The sequence below is a fragment of the Gordonia sp. DT101 genome, from assembly GCF_049844895.1.
GTDB lineage: Bacteria > Actinomycetota > Actinomycetes > Mycobacteriales > Mycobacteriaceae > Gordonia.
The window spans coordinates 311,103-328,303 of the sequence record NZ_JBNCLX010000005.1 but is presented as its reverse complement, the minus strand read 5'-3'; the positions used below and the strand labels follow the sequence as shown (position 1 = coordinate 328,303).

Sequence of the window (17,201 nt, the reverse complement as noted above, 5' to 3'; positions counted from 1 at the left end):
TCAGCGGCCACCGAGGCCGTGATCGATGGCGATGCGCATGGCGTGCGCGCGGTCGCGAAGCGCAAGTTTGGCAAACAGATTGTTGATGTGGGTCTTGACGGTGGCTTCGCTGATCACCAGGCGGCGCGCGATCTCCCTGTTGGTGAGCCCCTCTGCGATCAACTCGAGGACCTCGGTCTCCCGGGCAGTGAGCGCGTCGAGAGGTGACTGGGCGTCAGACTTCGGGGAAGCGCCGACGGCCGAGACCGAACCGGAAGGCTGCCGGCCGATCGCGGCGATCAGCCGTGTCTGCACAACCGGATCGAGCACGGACTGGCCACCTGCGGCGACCCGGATGGCGGTGGCGATCTCGTCGCGTCCCGCGTCCTTCGTGAGATATCCGCGTGCCCCGGCCTGCAGGGCCGACAAGATGGACGTCTCGTCGTCGTAGGTGGTGAGCAGGACGACGACGGTCTCGGGGAAGTGCGCGCAGACCTCGGCGGTGGCGGTGGCGCCGTCCATCACCGGCATCCGCAGATCGGTCAGTAGGACGCGGGGGCGGTGCTCGGCTACTGCGGCCACCGCTTCCTGGCCGTTGCTCGCCGTCGCGAGCACAGTGATGTCGGCGACCAGATCCAGCATGGTGGCCAGAGCGTGCCGGATCGTCGTCTGATCGTCCGCGACGATCACGGTGATCGGCTCTGCCGCGGCCTGCGAATCGCTGTCGGTCATCGTTGCTCCTCGTGGTTTGCACACGGAATACGCAGTCGTACCGACCAACCGCCTGGGTACCCATGGTCGTCCGCGGGCAATGGACCCGCGTCCAGGGTGGCCCCGATCGACTCGGCACGCTCACGCATGCCGACGAGCCCCAGGCCGGAACTCGCGGTCGTATGCTCGGCAGCCTCGCGGGGTCGTGCGCCGCTGCGCGCGGTGAGGTCGATGGCGAACGGGGCGAAGGTGAGTGCGACGTGCAGTGGTGCGCCGGGTGCGTGGCGTCGGGCGTTGGTCACCGATTCCTGCGCGATGCGCACCAGGGTGTGTGCCCATCGGCCAGGCATCGGGCCGGCGGTGCCGATCACGGCGAAGGTCTCGGTCGGACCGGAGACGATCCGGCTGATCGCGGAGACCGGGTCGATGGTGTCTCCGCGCAGGGTCTGGACCGCGGCGCGGGCCTCGTCGAGCCCAGTGACCACCAGCTGGCGGGCCGTGCGCACTGCAATACGTCCCTCGTCGGTACGGTCCGAGTCGAACAGTGCATCGGCCAGAGACAGTTGCATGCTGACGCCGGAAAGGGAGTGCGCCAGGACATCGTGGATGTCTCGGGCGATCGCGGCACGCTCGCCGAGCGCGCGTGACCGGGCCTCGGACTCGGCGGCGCGTTTCGATTGTCGCACAACTTCATCGGCCGCGGCGAGTGTCTGCCGCCTGGTGTACCGGGCCATCCCGGGGATCACGCCCACGAAAACGAGGAGACTCGCCCACCACGGTGTGATGTCCACGGGCGCCCAGAACAGCTGGACGACGATCGCGACGGCCACGTTGAGCGTGATGACCGCAGCGGCGATCCGCGGCTGGAAGCGAATACTAGCGTGCAACGCAACCATGTACGAGAACGTGCCGGGCCACCCTTGTCCCCCGATACCCATGATCACGCCTGCGCAGATCGCGGCCAGGATGGCGATGAGCAGCCGGGACCGGCTGCCGATGACCGAATCGGACACCGTGACCGTCAGCAACAAGCTCGCCGACACCACGATCAGTACAACCTGGAAGGCTTCGCCCTCCGAGACCCTCTGGCGCAGGGTCACGATCATCGCGAAGGCGAATGCGACCACCAAGAATGGTTGGAGCACCCGCATCGCGCGATCCCACTCGGTCTCACGTGGGATCCCGCTCTCGAATCTCTGAACCTCCCACCAGCGCATCGTTCCATCGTCTCAGCCGATCCGAATGGCGACCAAGCACCCTTGGGTGGAGAGCGACCTCCACCCGATCTCCATCTCCACGCCGATGTCTCGACTCGCGGCCGCGAGTTCACTGACATCAGCAGACAAACACACTTCCCGAAAGGTACGACGATGTCGGAACTCGCTCAGGCCGCACTCATCAGCGGCGGAATCTTTTTCGTGGTGACGGCCCGCGGTTACGGTCGCCGCACCTTCGACCGCCGCACGCTGGTGCTGCCGTTGGTGATGGTGGCAATCTTCGGTTGGACGTATCTGAAGAATGCGCCGATCGACAGTGTCAACGACTGGGCGGTCTATGGGGTCGCGGTGGCGATCGGCCTCCTCTTCGGTGGCATGGCAACACTGGTCACACGCATCGAGACCGATGAGCGCACGGGCACGACGATGACCGGCACCGGACCCGCTTTCGTCGCGGTCTGGCTGCTCGCGGTGTTGATTCGCCTTGCCTTCGTGTGGGCTGTCACCGATAACCCGAGCGCACGGATGCACTTCGGCGAGTTCATGATCGGACATCACCTGGAGATGGCGACCATCGCCCCGTTCTTTCTGCTGTGGGCGCTGACCATGGTGCTCTCGCGGATGGTGGCACTCAAGGTCAGAGAGCGCGTGATGATTGCTCAGCGACGCGAGAGCAACACCGTCTGCGCCGACCGGCCGACGAATCCGGTGATGTCGTAGAGGTCACCGAAAGTCGCTCCGAAACCCTCCGGGCCCTGGACCATGTCGGCGTCGATGCCCACCCAGGGCCCGCGCGGGATCCGAGTGAGATGCACTGTGGTGTCGGTGTTCATCCACGTCCACTCGTCGGTACGCAGACGCGTACCCATGCCGTTCGCGATGTCGATGACGCTGAAGATGGACTCGAGATCGGAGATCTCCTCACCGCCGACGAGCGGAATCGCCGGCCGGATCCACACCGCCGGGGTGTCGCCGGTACGGCCCGCAATGGTTGCCGATTCGATCGATCCAATGAAACCTGTTGTGCCCCAATCGACTCCGAGGTCCTCGTTCCCCGTGACGCCCGCGACCGGCGTCAGTTCGGCAGGTAGCGGTGTGAGTGGGGCGGGCTCCTCGACGATCGCCGAGGTGTCGGCCGTCCGCAACCGCCAGCCGACAGACCGCGCGGCGAGCCGGAACGAGCCGTCGGCCTGCTGCACTTCCAGGTCCGTGCCCACCAGGCTGATCTGCCGTCCCGGACGGATCACCTGGGCGCGGATGCGGTTCACCCCAAATCCGATCGGACCCAGGATCTCGGTGGTCACCCGCGTGAACCGCTGACCCGGGTCGGGGTCACACCGCAGCAGCGACCGCATCATCAGACCCGATGGCGGTCCGCCGTGCTGCATCGTCGACGCCCACACACTCTGCGTCGCCTCGGTGGGCTGAAAGTACTCGTGGCCCGAGTCGGTCGAGACGCCCGACGGCCCCGTTTCTGGGGTCTCCATGTCCGGGCGGTCGATCGGCACGTAGTAACAGCTCTCCACACGGCAACCGTATGCCAACCGTCATAGTGGGCGGCCAAAGGGGTCGGCCGTCCGGCGATCAGGGGGTGAATCCGGGCGGCGGGCCCGGGTACGGCGGCACCTCGCCGCCGAACTCGGGACAACGCGCCTTGTGCTCACACATGTTGCACAGGCGCGAGCGGCGCGGACGGAAGTCGCCACTGGCGACCGCCGACCGGATCGCCGACCAGATCGCTTTCAGGGTGCGCGCGAACCGTTCGAGCTCGGCCCGGTCGGGTTCGTAGACGAGCTGCTGACCGTCCGACAAGTACATCAACTGAAGCCGCTTGGGCACCACGCCGCGAATACGCAGGATCGCAAGCGCATAGAACTTCATCTGGAAGAGCGCTTTGGCCTCGTAGGCCTCGCTGGGTGATCTCCCCGTCTTGTAGTCGACGACCCGAATCTCTCCTGTCGGTGCGATGTCGATCCGATCGATGAATCCCCGCATCAACACGTCGTCGACGTCGATCTCGACGTGCTCTTCGCAGGATTCGGCCTCGAAAGCGGTCGGGTTCTCCATCGTGTAGTACGTCGCGATGAGTTTCTGGGCCTCCGCCACGAACCGCCCACTCTGGCTCTCGTCGACCACGTCGGACAACTGTGGATCGGCCTCGCACATCGCCGCCCAGGCGCCCTCGACGAGCAGGTCGGCGGAGTCCTGGGTACGCAGCTCCGCCGGCATGTCGAAGAGATTCTCCAGCGCGGCGTGCACCACCGTCCCCCGCGTCTGCGCCTGCGTCGGGGTCTCCGGGAACCGGTCGATCGCCCGGTAACGGTAGAGCAGCGGACACTGTTTGAAGTCGGCTGCGCGCGAAGGGGACAGCGCCAGCGGGCGCCCGACCAGTCCCCGCGGCGGCGGCTCGCTCTCGGAGGGACCCGCGGCCTCCGCGGACCCGGGACCGGGCCCGGCTTCGGTTGTCGTACTCACAACTGGCAGGGTAGGTCGCGACAGTGACAGGTTCGGGGAACGACACCCTGACCAGCCGGAAGGACCTCAATCCGATGCCGACATCCGGCCCGTTCGCCGTGGGTGACCGCGTACAGCTCACCGACGCCAAGGGACGCAAGTTCACCGTGAACCTCGAGGACGGGAAGCTCTTCCACACCCACCGTGGCGCGATCGCCCACGACGACCTGATCGGCTCCCCGGAGGGAAGCATAGTGTCGGCGACGAGCGGGACACAGTATCTGGCGCTCCGGCCGCTGTTGGTGGACTACGTGCTGTCGATGCCGCGGGGTGCGCAGGTCATCTATCCGAAGGACGCGGCGCAGATCGTCACCGAGGGCGACATCTTTCCCGGCGCCCGGGTACTGGAGGCGGGGGCCGGCTCCGGTGCACTGACCTGTTCGCTGCTCCGTGCCGTCGGGCCCGAGGGCTCGGTCACCTCCTACGAGGTGCGGGACGATCACGCCGAACATGCCGTCCGCAACGTCGAGACGTTCTTCGCCGGCAGGCCTCCGAACTGGGATCTCGTCATCGATGATCTCGCACATCTGGACACGTCCGGACTGTCCGCCGGCGGCCGTTTCGACCGCATCGTGCTCGACATGCTGGCCCCGTGGGAGCCCCTCGAGGTGGTCCGGGACGCGATCACGCCTGGTGGCGTGCTGATCGTTTATGTGGCAACGGTCACGCAGTTGTCGCGCGTCATGGAAGCGATGCGCGAACAGGAGTGCTGGACCGAGCCCCGCGCCTGGGAGTCCCTGGTGAGGGACTGGAGTGCCGTCGGTCTCGCGGTACGTCCGGAACACAAAATGCAAGGCCATACGGCCTTTCTGATCACGACGCGACGACTTGCGGACGGTGTCACCACCCTTCGCCCGCAGCGTCGGCCGTCGAAAGGGTGAGAGTGTTGCATTCGTCGCGGGTCCAAGGGGTTTACCGCGCGAAACGTCGCGAATACGTTGCGAATACGTAGATTTAACAGACCGTCAACACCGTGAATCGCGCGGCGCACGGCGTTTTCCGGCCCACACCGGTAGCGTGGTGTTACGGCGCAGACACTCCATGAGAGAAGTGTTTGCCGGGGAGAGGAGTCAGCAATGACCGAATCTGACCGCCAGGGCGCCAGCGGCGCCGACCGCCTCGGGTCCTCGGGTGCGCACGACGACGGATCCGACCGCGACGATTCCGCACAGATGCCCGGAGAGAGTTTCATCCCCGCGTATGCGTCTCCCGTCGCGCGTCCGGACTCGCAGCGCTCATCATTCGCACGGCCGGCCGACTCCACGGACCTGCAAGAACGAGTCGACAACCTGACTGCGCGTAACGCGAAGCTGCTCGACACCCTCAAAGAGGCCCGCCAGCAGCTCGTCGCCCTCCGCGAGGAGGTCGACCGGCTCGGACAGCCCCCGAGTGGCTATGGCGTGCTGCTCGACATCCACCCCGACAGCACCGTGGACGTCTTCACCTCCGGTCGCAAGATGCGGCTCACGTGTTCGCCGAACATCGACGTCGAGTCGCTCAGCAAGGGGCAGACCCTGCGGCTGAACGAGGCGCTGACCATCGTCGAGGCGTGTGAGTTCGACTCCGTCGGTGAGATCAGCACGCTGCGGGAGATCCTCGGGGACGGAAGCCGTGCGCTCGTCGTCGGCCATGCCGACGAGGAACGCGTCGTCTGGCTGGCCGAGCCACTGATGGGCGAGGTCGACGGCGAGGACGGCAAACGCCGAAAGCTCCGCCCCGGCGACTCGCTGCTCATCGACACCAAGGCCGGCTTCGCCTTCGAACGGGTACCCAAGGCCGAGGTGGAGGATCTGGTCCTCGAGGAGGTCCCCGACGTCGGCTACGAGGACATCGGCGGACTCGGTCGCCAGATCGAGCAGATCCGCGACGCCGTCGAGCTCCCGTTCCTGCACAAGGACTTGTTCCGCGACTACGCACTGCGCCCACCCAAGGGCGTGCTGCTCTACGGCCCGCCCGGATGCGGCAAGACGCTGATCGCGAAGGCGGTCGCCAACTCGCTGGCCAAGAAGATCGCACAGGTGCGTGGCGACGACGCGAAAGAGGCGAAGTCGTACTTCCTCAACATCAAGGGCCCCGAGCTGCTGAACAAGTTCGTGGGCGAGACCGAGCGTCACATTCGGCTGATCTTCCAGCGGGCCCGCGAGAAGGCGTCCGAGGGCACCCCGGTGATCGTCTTCTTCGACGAGATGGATTCGATCTTCCGGACCCGTGGCTCCGGCGTCTCGTCGGACGTGGAGACGACCGTCGTGCCGCAACTGCTCAGTGAGATCGACGGCGTCGAGGGCCTCGAGAACGTCATCGTGATCGGCGCCTCGAACCGCGAGGACATGATCGATCCCGCGATCCTGCGACCGGGCCGTCTCGACGTGAAGATCAAGATCGAGCGCCCCGACGCCGAGTCTGCGATGGACATCTTCTCGAAGTACCTGACCGAGCAGCTGCCGGTGCACGCCGACGATCTCAACGAGTTCGGTGGCGACCGGACCGCATGCCTCAATGCCATGATCGAGCGGGTCGTGGAGCGGATGTACGCCGAGAGCGACGACAACCGGTTCCTGGAGGTGACCTACGCCAACGGCGACAAGGAGATCATGTACTTCAAGGACTTCAACTCCGGTGCCATGATCCAGAACGTCGTCGACCGGTCCAAGAAGTACGCGATCAAGTCGCAGCTCGACACGGGCCAGCCCGGTCTTCGGGTGCAGCACCTGTTCGACTCGATCCTCGACGAGTTCGCCGAGAACGAGGACCTGCCGAACACGACCAATCCGGACGACTGGGCGCGGATCTCGGGCAAGAAGGGCGAGCGGATCGTCTACATCCGCACGCTGGTCACCGGCAAGAGCGCGGGCGCGAGCCGTGCGATCGACACCGAGACCAACACCGGCCAATACCTGTAGCCCAGATTCCCGGCCGATCGGTTCCGAGGGCGATCGATTCCGAGGGCGATCGATTCCGACAGTGGAGGGTCCCACGCGAACGCGTGGGACCCTCCACTGTGTGCGGTGTCAGGCCTGTGCGCCGGAGTCCCGGCGGGTCCCGGCCAACGCCGGTCCCGCGTCGGCGGCCGTCCCGACGGGGTAGCGCACCAGACCGAGCTCGGCGTCGTCGGAGAGTTGCGCGTGCCGGGGCAGGACCCGCGCGGTGTATCCGTGGCGACCGGACCGGTCGGGTGACACGGTCGCCACGAACAGCGTGCGGCCGGACGGATCGGTAGCGGCCGTCGGGGACATCTCGGCGAAGACCGGATCGATGATCTCGCCCTCGTCGGTCACGCGGCCAACCAGGGCCTGGACGCGCACCCGGTCGGCCGTCAGCTCACCCAGAGCGACGTGGGCGGTGAGAGTCAGGCTCACCCGCTGTGGGCTGTCCTCGGCGAGGGAGTCGCCGGAGCCCGATTCGTCGATGCCGGCGATCTGCACCGCGGGCCAGCTCCGATCGAGCAGGTGCCGGTACGCGGCGAGATCGTGTGCCGGTGCGAACTCGTCCGCACAGATGGAGGCGAACTGTGTGGCGGCCGGCCCGTAGAGGGCGGTGGTGTAGTCACGCACCATCCGCGACGCCTGCACCTTCGGCCCGAGGCGGTTCAGCGTGTGCCGGACCATCTCCACCCAGCGCTCGGGCACACCCGCGGCCGACCGGCGGTAGAACATCGGGATCACGGTCTCCTCGAGGAGCGAATAGAGCGCCTCCGCCTCGAGATCGTCCCGGCGATGCTCGTCGGTGACCCCCTCCGCGGACGGGATGGCCCACCCGTTCTCGCCGTCGGCCATCTCGTCCCACCAACCGTCGAGGATGGACAGGTTGAGTCCGCCGTTCATGGCGGACTTCATCCCGGACGTCCCGCAGGCCTCCATCGGGCGAACGGGGTTGTTGAGCCAGACGTCACAGCCGGCGTAGATCTCGCGCGCCATCGAGATGTCGTAGTCGGGCAGGAAGACGATCCGGTCCCGGAGTTCGGGGTCGTCGGTGAATCGGACCACCTGCTGGATGAGTGCCTTGCCGCCGTCGTCGGCGGGATGGGCCTTACCCGCGATGACCAGTTGCACCGGGCGATCCGGATCGGCGAGGATGCGTCGCATCCGCTCGGGATCGCGCAGCATCAGAGTGAGTCGTTTGTAGGTGGCCGCGCGGCGGGCGAAGCCGATGGTCAGTGCGTCCGGATCGAAGATGTCGGCCGTCCACCCCAGTTCGGCGTCGGTGAACCCCCGGTCACGACCGCTGTCGTGCGCCCGTCGGCGCACCTCGTCGACCAGCCGGGCCCGCAGGGTCGAGCGGATCTCCCAGATCTCGTCGGCGGGCAGCTCCGAGACGACCCCGTCGCCGCCGTCCGCACCCAGTTCCTGCCAGCGCCGAGCCGTCCAGGTGGGACCGTGCACCCCGTTGGTGACGGCTCCGATCGGGACCTCGTCGGCGTCGAAACCCGGCCAGAGATCGGCGAACATCTCACGACTCACCGAACCGTGTAGTTGCGAGACCCCGTTGCTGCGCTGACCGAGCCGAAAACCCATGTGCGCCATGTTGAAGACACCGGGATCGGCCTCGTCGCCGAGGTCGAGCACGGTGGCCGCCGACAGCCCGGGCACCAACCGCGAGTTCCCGGCGTCGTCGGCGTCGAGGTAGTAGCGCACCATGTCGAGCGGGAATCTGTCGATGCCGGCCGGGACCGGGGTGTGGGTGGTGAAGATGTTGGAAGCCCGCACGACAGCCTCGGCGGTGTCGAAGTCGAGGAAGCCTGACGCTCCCGGCGCCGGATCACTGCACAGTTCACGGATCCGCTCGACGCCGAGGAAGCCCGCGTGTCCCTCGTTCATGTGGAACACCGTCGGGACGGCGTGCCCACTGATCCGGACGTACTCCCGCACTGCGCGTACACCCCCGATGCCGAGCAGGATCTCCTGCTTGATGCGGTGGTCCTGATCGCCGCCGTAGAGCCGGTCGGTGACGTTGCGGAGTTCCTCGTCGTTGGTGGGCAGATCGGAGTCGAGCAGCAGGAGCGGGATCCGTCCGACCGTCGCCACCCACACCTGGGCGTCGAGCGTCCGGCCGCCCGGCATGGAGATCGTCACGACGACCGGACCGTCGTCGTCGGCGAGAATGCTCAGCGGCAGTGAGGTCGGGTCGTTGACCGGATAACGCTCGACCTGCCAGCCGTCGTGGGACAGGCTCTGGTGGAAGTAGCCGGACCGGTAGAAGAGACCGACGCCGATCAGGGGCAGACCGAGGTCGGAGGCGGCCTTCAGGTGGTCGCCGGCGAGAATGCCGAGCCCACCGGAGTAGATGGGTAGCACCTCCGAGATGCCGAACTCCATCGAGAAGTAGGCAATGGCTTGCGGTGCAACGGCTTCCGGCCTGAGGTCGGCGGCGTAGTCGCCGAACCACCGGGGCCGGTCGGTGTAGCGTTCGAGGTCCTCGCGGACGATCGCGAGCCGGTCGAGGAAGGCATGATCCCGGGCCAGCTCGGCGATGCGGTCCGGGTCCGTCTCCGCGAGCAGTCGCAGCGGATCGGCCGTGTCGTGCCAGAGCGTCGGGTCGATCGCGGCGAACAGCTCCTGGGTCGGGGCGTGCCACGCCCATCGGAGATTGTGGGCGAGGTCGGCGAGGTCGGTGAGCTCGGCGGGTAATGGCACCCGAACGGTGAACCGGCGGAAGGCTTTCACCGCGTTGACGCTACCGAGACAGGGGCGAGGGTGCGACCGCAGCACGATGAACATCTACGCTCGTACCATGCAGCGAATCATCGGCACCGAGGTCGAGTACGGGATCTCCGCTCCCGGCGACCCGACCGCGAACCCGATCATGACCTCCACCCAGGCCGTGCTGGCGTATGCCGCGGCCGCGGGTGTACCCCGCGCCAAGCGCACACGCTGGGACTATGAGGTGGAATCTCCCCTGCGCGATGCCCGCGGATTCGACCTCGGACGGGGGGCGGGTCCGGCACCCATCATCGATGCCGACGAGATCGGCGCGGCGAACATGATCCTGACCAACGGCGCCCGCCTCTACGTCGACCACGCCCACCCGGAGTACTCGGCGCCCGAGGTCACCGACCCGATGGACGCGGTCATCTGGGACAAGGCCGGGGAGCGGGTCATGGAGGCGGCCGCCCGGCACGTCGCCAGTGTCCCGGGGGCACCTCGCCTGCAGCTCTACAAGAACAACATCGACGGCAAGGGCGCGTCCTACGGCACCCACGAGAACTACCTGATGAACCGCGAGACCCCGTTCACGGCGGTCATCGCCGGTCTCACCACGTTCTTCGCGTCGAGGCAGGTGATCACCGGGTCGGGTCGGGTCGGCATCGGCCAGTCCGGCGACGAGGCGGGTTACCAGCTCTCACAGCGCTCCGACTACATCGAGGTCGAGGTCGGTCTCGAGACCACCCTCAAGCGGGGCATCATCAACACCCGCGACGAGCCCCACGCGGATCCGGAACGCTACCGGCGGCTGCACGTCATAATCGGCGACGCGAACCTGGCCGAGACCGCGACCTACCTCAAGGTCGGTACGACCGCACTGGTCCTCGACCTCATCGAGGCGGGCGTCGACTTCTCCGACATCGAGCTGGCCCGGCCCGTCCAGGCGGTGCACGCCATCAGCCACGACCCGACCCTGGCGGCGACGGTCGCGCTCACCGACGGCCGGGAGCTGACCGGACTCGCGCTCCAGCGGGAGTACCTCGAGCGGTGCATGAAGTTCCACGAGACCGAACGCAGTGACGACACCCGCGCCGCGCACGTCCTGGAGACCTGGGCCGACGTCCTCGACCGGCTCGAGCGTGATCCGATGGAGTGCGCCGACATCCTGGACTGGCCCGCCAAGCTGCGCATCCTCGAGGGATTCCGCCAGCGCGAGGGTCTGGGATGGTCGGCGCCGCGTCTGCAACTGATCGATCTGCAGTACTCGGACGTCCGGCTGGACAAGGGTCTCTACAACCGGCTCGTGGCGCGCGGGTCGATGAAGCGACTCGTCGACGAGAACGACGTGCTGCGGGCGATCAACCAGCCCCCGGAGAACACCCGCGCGTACTTCCGCGGCGAGTGCTTGCGACGCTTCGGTGCGGAGATCGCGGCGGCCAGCTGGGATTCGGTGATCTTCGACCTCGGTGGCGACTCGCTGGTCCGGATACCCACCCTGGAGCCGCTGCGGGGGAGTCGTGCCCATGTCGGGGAGCTCCTGGATTCGGTGAACTCGGCCGCGGAACTCGTCGATCAGCTGACGACGACCACCTGAGGCGACCGCACGGCGGGCGTGTTCGCTTCCGCCCCTGCGGGCGTGCGCACCGGTAGTGTGTGGAGTTACACGATGTGGAGTCCGGCAACGACCTGCCGGATCTCGGCCCGAGCGGGCCGAATCGGTTGAAGGAGGCAGCAGATGGCGCAGGAACAGACCAAGCGCGGTGGCGGCGACGACGATGACGACATCGGTTCGGACGGCGGTGCCGGCCAGGAACGCCGCGAGAAGCTTGCCGAGGACACTGACGACCTGCTCGACGAGATCGACGACGTGCTCGAGGAGAACGCCGAAGACTTCGTGCGTGCCTACGTGCAGAAGGGCGGCCAGTGAGCGATCGGTTCGGATCACTGCACCCCTACCAATCCGCGCGGCCCACATCTTCCTCCCCGGCGTTGCTGGGGGCGGACATCTCGTCGTTCACCGAATACGTCCGGGCGCACGCGCCCGAGCAACTTCCGCAGCACCGGGCTGAGCGCATGAGCATCAGCGGCGCGGGAACCGCCGACGAGATCCCGCACGGCACCACGATCGTCGCGGTGGCGTATCCGGGTGGTGTGGTGCTCGCCGGCGATCGACGGTCCACCGCCGGGAATCTCATCGCCAACCGCGACGTGCAGAAGGTCTATATCACGGACGAGTACTCGGCGGCCGGCATCGCCGGTACCGCCGGGATCGCGATCGAGATGGTGCGACTGTTCGCGGTGGAGTTGGAGCACTACGAGAAGATCGAGGGCGTCTCGCTCACACTCGACGGCAAGGTGAGCCGTCTCGCCTCCATGGTGCGCGGAAACCTCGGCGCCGCCATGCAGGGGCTGGCGGCCATCCCGCTGCTCGTGGGTTACGACATCGATCACGACGATCCGACCGAACGGGGGCGGATCTTTTCCTTCGACGTTGCAGGCGACCGTCACGAGGAGGTCGGCGGCTACCACGCGATCGGATCGGGATCGGTCTTCGCCAAGTCGTCGCTCAAGAAGCTCTACCGCAACGACCTGGATGCCGCGTCGACGCTGTCGATAGCGATCGAGTCGCTCTACGACGCCGCCGACGACGACTCGGCGACCGGTGGTCCCGACCTCATCCGCAAGATCTTTCCGACCGCGGTGATCGTGGCTGCCGACGGGGCGCGCGAGGTCGCGCCGTCGGAGATCGAGGAGGCGGCGCGGGCCATCCTGGACCGGCGGGCCGCCGAGCACGAGGGGGATCCGCGATGACGTTCCCGTATTACGCCAGTGCCGAACAGATCATGCGCGACCGATCGGACTTGGCGCGCAAGGGGATTGCGCGTGGTCGCAGTGTGGTGGCGCTGACTTACGCCGACGGGGTGCTCTTCGTCGCGGAGAACCCGTCGAACACGTTGCGCAAGGTCAGCGAGATCTATGACCGCATCGGATTCGCCGCGGTCGGCAAGTACAACGAGTTCGAGAGCCTCCGCAAGGCCGGCATCCAGCTCGCGGACATGCGCGGCTACAGCTACGACCGTGCCGACGTCGCAGGTCTCTCGCTGGCCAACGCCTACGCCAACACCCTTGGCGCCGTGTTCACCGAACAGGCCAAGCCCTATGAGGTGGAGCTGTGCGTGGCCGAGGTGTCCAAGCCGGGTAAGCCGGGCCCGTCGCAGCTGTATCGCATCAGCTACGACGGTTCCATCTCGGACGAGACCCGGTTCCTGGTGATGGGTGGCGCCAACGACGCGATCACCGCGGCGTTGCGCGACAGCTACGAGTCGGACCTCGACCTCGCGGCGGCCCTCGCGGTCGCCGTGGCGGCCTTGGCGACGCCACCCGAGGCGAGCGGCAACGGATCCGCGTCGTCGTCGACGACGGCCGCCGCGACGTCGGTGCCACCACGGGAGCTGACCGCCAACGATCTCGAGGTGGCGATCCTCGACCAGAACCGTCCCCGCAGGGCGTTCCGGCGACTGACCACCACCGCGTTGACGGACCTGCTCCCCAGCGTCGCTCCCTCCGCCGAGTCATCGGCCGGTGACGGCGACGCGAACGATGCGGCCTCCTCCTCGGGGAACGCGGAATCCTGACTACGCCCGGGCGGTGAGCGGACCGGAACATCCGGTCGGGTCACCGCCCGTCGCGTCGCCGGGTCCGCAGGGTGTTCCGCGGGTAGGGTTGACGATGTGCAGCGTCGAATCATGGGTATCGAGACCGAATTCGGTGTCACATGTACCTTTCACGGTCATCGTCGATTGAGCCCGGACGAGGTGGCCCGCTACCTCTTCCGGCGGGTTGTCTCCTGGGGACGTTCGTCCAACGTCTTCCTGCAGAACGGCGCGCGCCTCTACCTCGACGTGGGATCGCACCCCGAATATGCGACCGCCGAGTGCGACAGCCTGATCCAGTTGATCAATCACGACCGGGCCGGTGAGCTTGTCCTGGAGGATCTCCTGGTCGATGCCGAGCAGCGGTTGGCCGACGAGGGGATCGGCGGCGACATCTACCTGTTCAAGAACAACACCGACTCGGCGGGCAACTCCTACGGCTGCCACGAGAACTACCTGGTGGTGCGGGCCGGCGAGTTCTCCCGGATCTCCGACGTCCTGCTGCCCTTCCTGGTCACCCGGCAGCTGATCTGCGGTGCGGGCAAGGTCCTGCAGACCCCGAAGGCCGCCACCTTCTGCCTCTCGCAGCGAGCCGAGCACATCTGGGAGGGCGTCTCGTCGGCGACCACCCGGTCACGACCGATCATCAACACCCGCGACGAACCGCATGCCGACGCGGAGAAGTACCGACGGCTGCATGTCATCGTCGGGGACTCGAACATGTCCGAGATGACCACGATGCTCAAGGTGGGTTCGGCCGCGCTCGTGCTGGAGATGATCGAGGCCGGTGTCGCGTTCCGCGATTTCGCCCTCGACAACCCGATCCGCGCCATCCGCGAGGTCAGCCACGACCCGAGCGGTCGCCGACCGGTACGCCTGGCCGGCGGCCGGCAGGCCAGTGCCCTGGACATCCAGCGCGAATACCATGCACGGGCCGTCGAGCACATGGCCAACCGCCGCCCGGATCCGGAGATGGACCAGGTGGTCGATCTGTGGGGCCGGATGCTCGACGCCGTCGAGGCCGACGATTTCTCCACGGTTGACACCGAGGTCGACTGGGTGATCAAGCGCAAGCTGTTCGACCGGTACCAGGACCGGTATTCGATGGATCTCTCGGATCCGAAGATCGCACAGCTCGACCTCGCGTTCCACGACATCAAGCGGGGTCGCGGGGTGTTCGACGTGCTCACGCGCAAGGGACTGGTCACCCGGGCCACCACCGACGAGGCGATCGCGAACGCGGTGAACGAACCACCGCAAACCACCCGGGCGAAACTCCGCGGCGACTTCATCTCCGCCGCGCAGAAGGCGGGCCGGGATTTCACCGTCGACTGGGTGCATCTGAAGCTGAACGACCAGGCGCAGCGCACGGTGTTGTGCAAGGACCCGTTCCGCAGCGTCGACGAGCGCGTCGATCGACTCATCGCGTCCATGTGATGCGTAAGCTGTTCCGGTGTCAACCCCGAAAGTCGAACGCCTGCTGAATCTCGTGATCTGCCTGCTGTCGACCAGCCAGTTCGTGACCGCGGAGTACATCCGCCGCAACGTCAAGGGCTACAGCGACGACGGTCAGTCCGTCGAGGCCTTCAACCGGATGTTCGAGCGCGACAAGACCGAGCTGCGCGACCTCGGCATCCCACTGGTGACGGGCCGCGAGCGGTTGTCGGGTGGTGCCGACGGGTACCGGATCAACCGGGACAGCTACGAACTGCCCGACATCGAGCTCGACCGTTCGGAGGCCGCCGTGGTCGCGATGGCCGCGGCGCTGTGGGATGCCCCGGAGATCGCGGCGATCTCACAGACGGCCGTACTCAAGCTCCAGGCCGCAGGCATCGACGTCCGCACCGACGACGAGATCGGCTTCTCCGCCGCACTGTCCGCCCGGTCGGTCGGCTCGGAATCGGCTCTGGCGACGTTGTTGTCGGCGATCGGGGCGTCGCAGGTGGTGACCTTCACCTACCGGTCGGGCGCGGCGTCGACAGCGGCCACCCGAACACTGGAGCCGTGGGGGGTGGTGACCCATCGGGGGCGCTGGTACGTCGTCGGGCACGACCGCGACCGCGCGGCCACCCGCACCTTCCGACTCTCCCGGATCTCGGACGTCACCGCGGTCGGCGACCCGGGTGCCGTCAGCGTCCCGGCCGACACCGATCTGCAGACCATCGTCACGACCGCCGTCGAGTCGGCGGCCGGTTCGGACGGCCGGACCGCGCGGATCTGGGTGGCGGCCGACCGTGCCGCCGGACTACGACGCCTCGCCACCCACGCGGCCTGCCACGACCACGACGGCGAGTCGGGCGACGTCCTGGAGATCGAGATCCGGTCGATGTCCACGCTGGCCCGCATGGCGCTGGGCGCCGGCGCCGACGCAGTGGTGCTGTCGCCTCCCGAATTGCGTGACATGGTGATCGCATCGCTGGACCGACTCACCGGGGCGAGCGCCTGATGGCCCCGCGTCCGGATCGGTTCAGTCGCTTGCTCGCGCTGGTCCCGTATTTCGCCGCCCGACGCGGTATCGCTCTGGATCAGGCCGCCCGCGACCTCGGCATCACTCCCCGGCAGCTGACCAAGGACCTCGAACTCCTCTTCGTGTGTGGCCTGCCCGGACACTTTCCCGACGACCTCATCGACCTGCAGTTCGAACAGGGTTACGTGGAGGTCGGGTTCACGGCCGGGATGAATCGTCCACTGAGCCTCACCAGCACTGAGGCGAGCACCATGCTCGTCGCCCTCCGCGCCCTGCTCGACATGCCCGGTGCGGTCGACCGCGCGGCCGCGCGTCGGGCCATCGCCAAGATCGAGCAGGCCGTCGGGGCTTCGGAGAAGCGCCTGCCGGTCCCGACCGGTGGCGGTGGCGACGAGGGTGACGACACCGACAACCCCACCTACACGACCATCCGCGACGCGGTACGAGCCGCGCGGGCCCTCGAGATCCGCTATTACTCCGCGACCCGGGACAGCGTGACCGAACGCGTCGTCGATCCGATCCGACTTCAGACCATGGACGGCAACACTTACCTCGAGGCCTGGTGCCGCAGCAGCGACGGCGTGCGGTTGTTCCGGTTCGATCGGGTCGAGACCGCGACCATCCTGGACGAACCGGCCACCCCGCCCGCCGAAGCAGTCGCACATCCGCAGTCGGCGATCCTCTCCGACAATCCGGATCTGCCGTCGGCCGAGATCGAGATCGACCCGGACGAGCTCTGGATCCTCGATTACTACCTCGTCGAGCCGCTCGAGCCGGTCGAGAACCGCACGGACCCGCAAGCGCCACTGCGCGCACGCCTCGTCTACGGCTCGGTGGACTGGCTGTCGCGGTTCCTGCTGGGTTTCGGGGGCCGCGTCAGACCTGTCTCGGACCTCGGCATCGCTGATATGGTCGCCTCGACGGCTGCGGCAGCCCGAGCACGCTATCAGTGAGGCCGCAGCGATCGGCCGTGCACTCGGCTGCCCGCCTTTCCTCGGGTAGCATTGGGAACGTCGCGATT

Annotated in this window: 15 protein-coding genes; 10 read left to right on the top strand and 5 right to left on the bottom strand. The window is 67.2% G+C overall.

Translation table 11 applies throughout. From position 1 onward, the window contains the following. Both ACLQ3I_RS19090 and ACLQ3I_RS19085 read right to left on the bottom strand, forming a co-directional pair. Nucleotides 1–711: a response regulator gene (locus ACLQ3I_RS19090; RefSeq protein ID WP_425803982.1), complete on the bottom strand. Its 711-nt coding sequence runs from the start codon at nt 709–711 to the stop codon at nt 1–3. Further along, complete coding sequence (locus tag ACLQ3I_RS19085; RefSeq protein ID WP_425803980.1) at nt 708–1,841, bottom strand: sensor histidine kinase; 1,134 nt, start codon at nt 1,839–1,841, stop codon at nt 708–710. The genes ACLQ3I_RS19090 and ACLQ3I_RS19085 overlap by 4 nt, the downstream gene beginning before the upstream one ends. A 219-nt stretch (nt 1,842–2,060) precedes the next feature. On the opposite strand from ACLQ3I_RS19085, the gene ACLQ3I_RS19080 reads away from it, so the two are divergent. After that, nucleotides 2,061–2,627, top strand: a complete 567-nt coding sequence (locus ACLQ3I_RS19080) for a hypothetical protein (RefSeq protein WP_425803977.1) — start codon at nt 2,061–2,063, stop codon at nt 2,625–2,627. Here the strand turns inward: ACLQ3I_RS19080 and ACLQ3I_RS19075 are convergent. Next, nucleotides 2,567–3,433, bottom strand: a complete 867-nt coding sequence (locus tag ACLQ3I_RS19075; RefSeq protein ID WP_425803974.1) for a thioesterase family protein — start codon at nt 3,431–3,433, stop codon at nt 2,567–2,569. The two genes, ACLQ3I_RS19080 and ACLQ3I_RS19075, sit on opposite strands and share 61 nt — an antisense overlap. Before the next feature lie 58 nt (nt 3,434–3,491). Then, nucleotides 3,492–4,382 carry a RecB family exonuclease gene (locus ACLQ3I_RS19070; protein WP_425794433.1) on the bottom strand — a complete coding sequence of 297 codons (891 nt, stop codon included), beginning with the start codon at nt 4,380–4,382 and terminating at the stop codon, nt 3,492–3,494. Between the two features lie 74 nt (nt 4,383–4,456). Here ACLQ3I_RS19070 and ACLQ3I_RS19065 point away from each other — a divergent pair, with 74 nt between their 5' ends. Together ACLQ3I_RS19065 and arc are read left to right on the top strand one after the other, a co-directional pair. Continuing rightward, the gene (locus ACLQ3I_RS19065) at nt 4,457–5,302 is read left to right on the top strand and encodes a tRNA (adenine-N1)-methyltransferase (protein ID WP_425794530.1); all 846 of its coding nucleotides are present in this window, start codon (nt 4,457–4,459) and stop codon (nt 5,300–5,302) included. Nucleotides 5,303–5,593: 291 nt separating this feature from the next. Next, complete coding sequence (arc, locus tag ACLQ3I_RS19060; protein WP_425794529.1) at nt 5,594–7,321, top strand: proteasome ATPase; 1,728 nt, start codon at nt 5,594–5,596, stop codon at nt 7,319–7,321. Between the two features lie 108 nt (nt 7,322–7,429). On the opposite strand, the gene glgP is transcribed toward arc, so the two are convergent. Beyond that, on the bottom strand, nt 7,430–10,081 hold the full coding sequence (glgP, locus tag ACLQ3I_RS19055) for an alpha-glucan family phosphorylase (RefSeq protein ID WP_425803972.1): 2,652 nt from the start codon (nt 10,079–10,081) through the stop codon (nt 7,430–7,432). A 67-nt stretch (nt 10,082–10,148) separates the two neighbouring features. Here glgP and dop point away from each other — a divergent pair, with 67 nt between their 5' ends. From dop to ACLQ3I_RS19020, 7 genes are all read left to right on the top strand, one after another. Further along, nucleotides 10,149–11,654: a depupylase/deamidase Dop gene (dop, locus tag ACLQ3I_RS19050; protein ID WP_425794429.1), complete on the top strand. Its 1,506-nt coding sequence runs from the start codon at nt 10,149–10,151 to the stop codon at nt 11,652–11,654. A 141-nt stretch (nt 11,655–11,795) separates the two neighbouring features. After that, entirely contained in the window at nt 11,796–11,987 is a 192-nt protein-coding gene (locus tag ACLQ3I_RS19045) for a ubiquitin-like protein Pup (protein ID WP_161059114.1), read from the top strand. Next, nucleotides 11,984–12,871: a proteasome subunit beta gene (gene prcB, locus ACLQ3I_RS19040; RefSeq protein ID WP_425794427.1), complete on the top strand. Its 888-nt coding sequence runs from the start codon at nt 11,984–11,986 to the stop codon at nt 12,869–12,871. Before ACLQ3I_RS19045 ends, prcB begins: the two co-directional genes overlap by 4 nt. Beyond that, the gene (prcA, locus tag ACLQ3I_RS19035) at nt 12,868–13,695 is read left to right on the top strand and encodes a proteasome subunit alpha (protein WP_425794426.1); all 828 of its coding nucleotides are present in this window, start codon (nt 12,868–12,870) and stop codon (nt 13,693–13,695) included. The genes prcB and prcA overlap by 4 nt, the downstream gene beginning before the upstream one ends. A gap of 96 nt (nt 13,696–13,791) precedes the next feature. Then, nucleotides 13,792–15,150 (top strand): Pup--protein ligase, encoded by a 1,359-nt coding sequence (gene pafA, locus ACLQ3I_RS19030; RefSeq protein WP_425794424.1) that lies wholly within the window; start codon nt 13,792–13,794, stop codon nt 15,148–15,150. Nucleotides 15,151–15,166: 16 nt separating this feature from the next. Next, nucleotides 15,167–16,159, top strand: coding sequence for a helix-turn-helix transcriptional regulator (locus ACLQ3I_RS19025; RefSeq protein WP_425803970.1), 993 nt, complete (start codon nt 15,167–15,169; stop codon nt 16,157–16,159). After that, on the top strand, nt 16,156–17,133 hold the full coding sequence (locus ACLQ3I_RS19020) for a helix-turn-helix transcriptional regulator (RefSeq protein ID WP_425794528.1): 978 nt from the start codon (nt 16,156–16,158) through the stop codon (nt 17,131–17,133). The genes ACLQ3I_RS19025 and ACLQ3I_RS19020 overlap by 4 nt, the downstream gene beginning before the upstream one ends. The last annotated feature ends 68 nt before the right edge of the window (nt 17,134–17,201 follow it).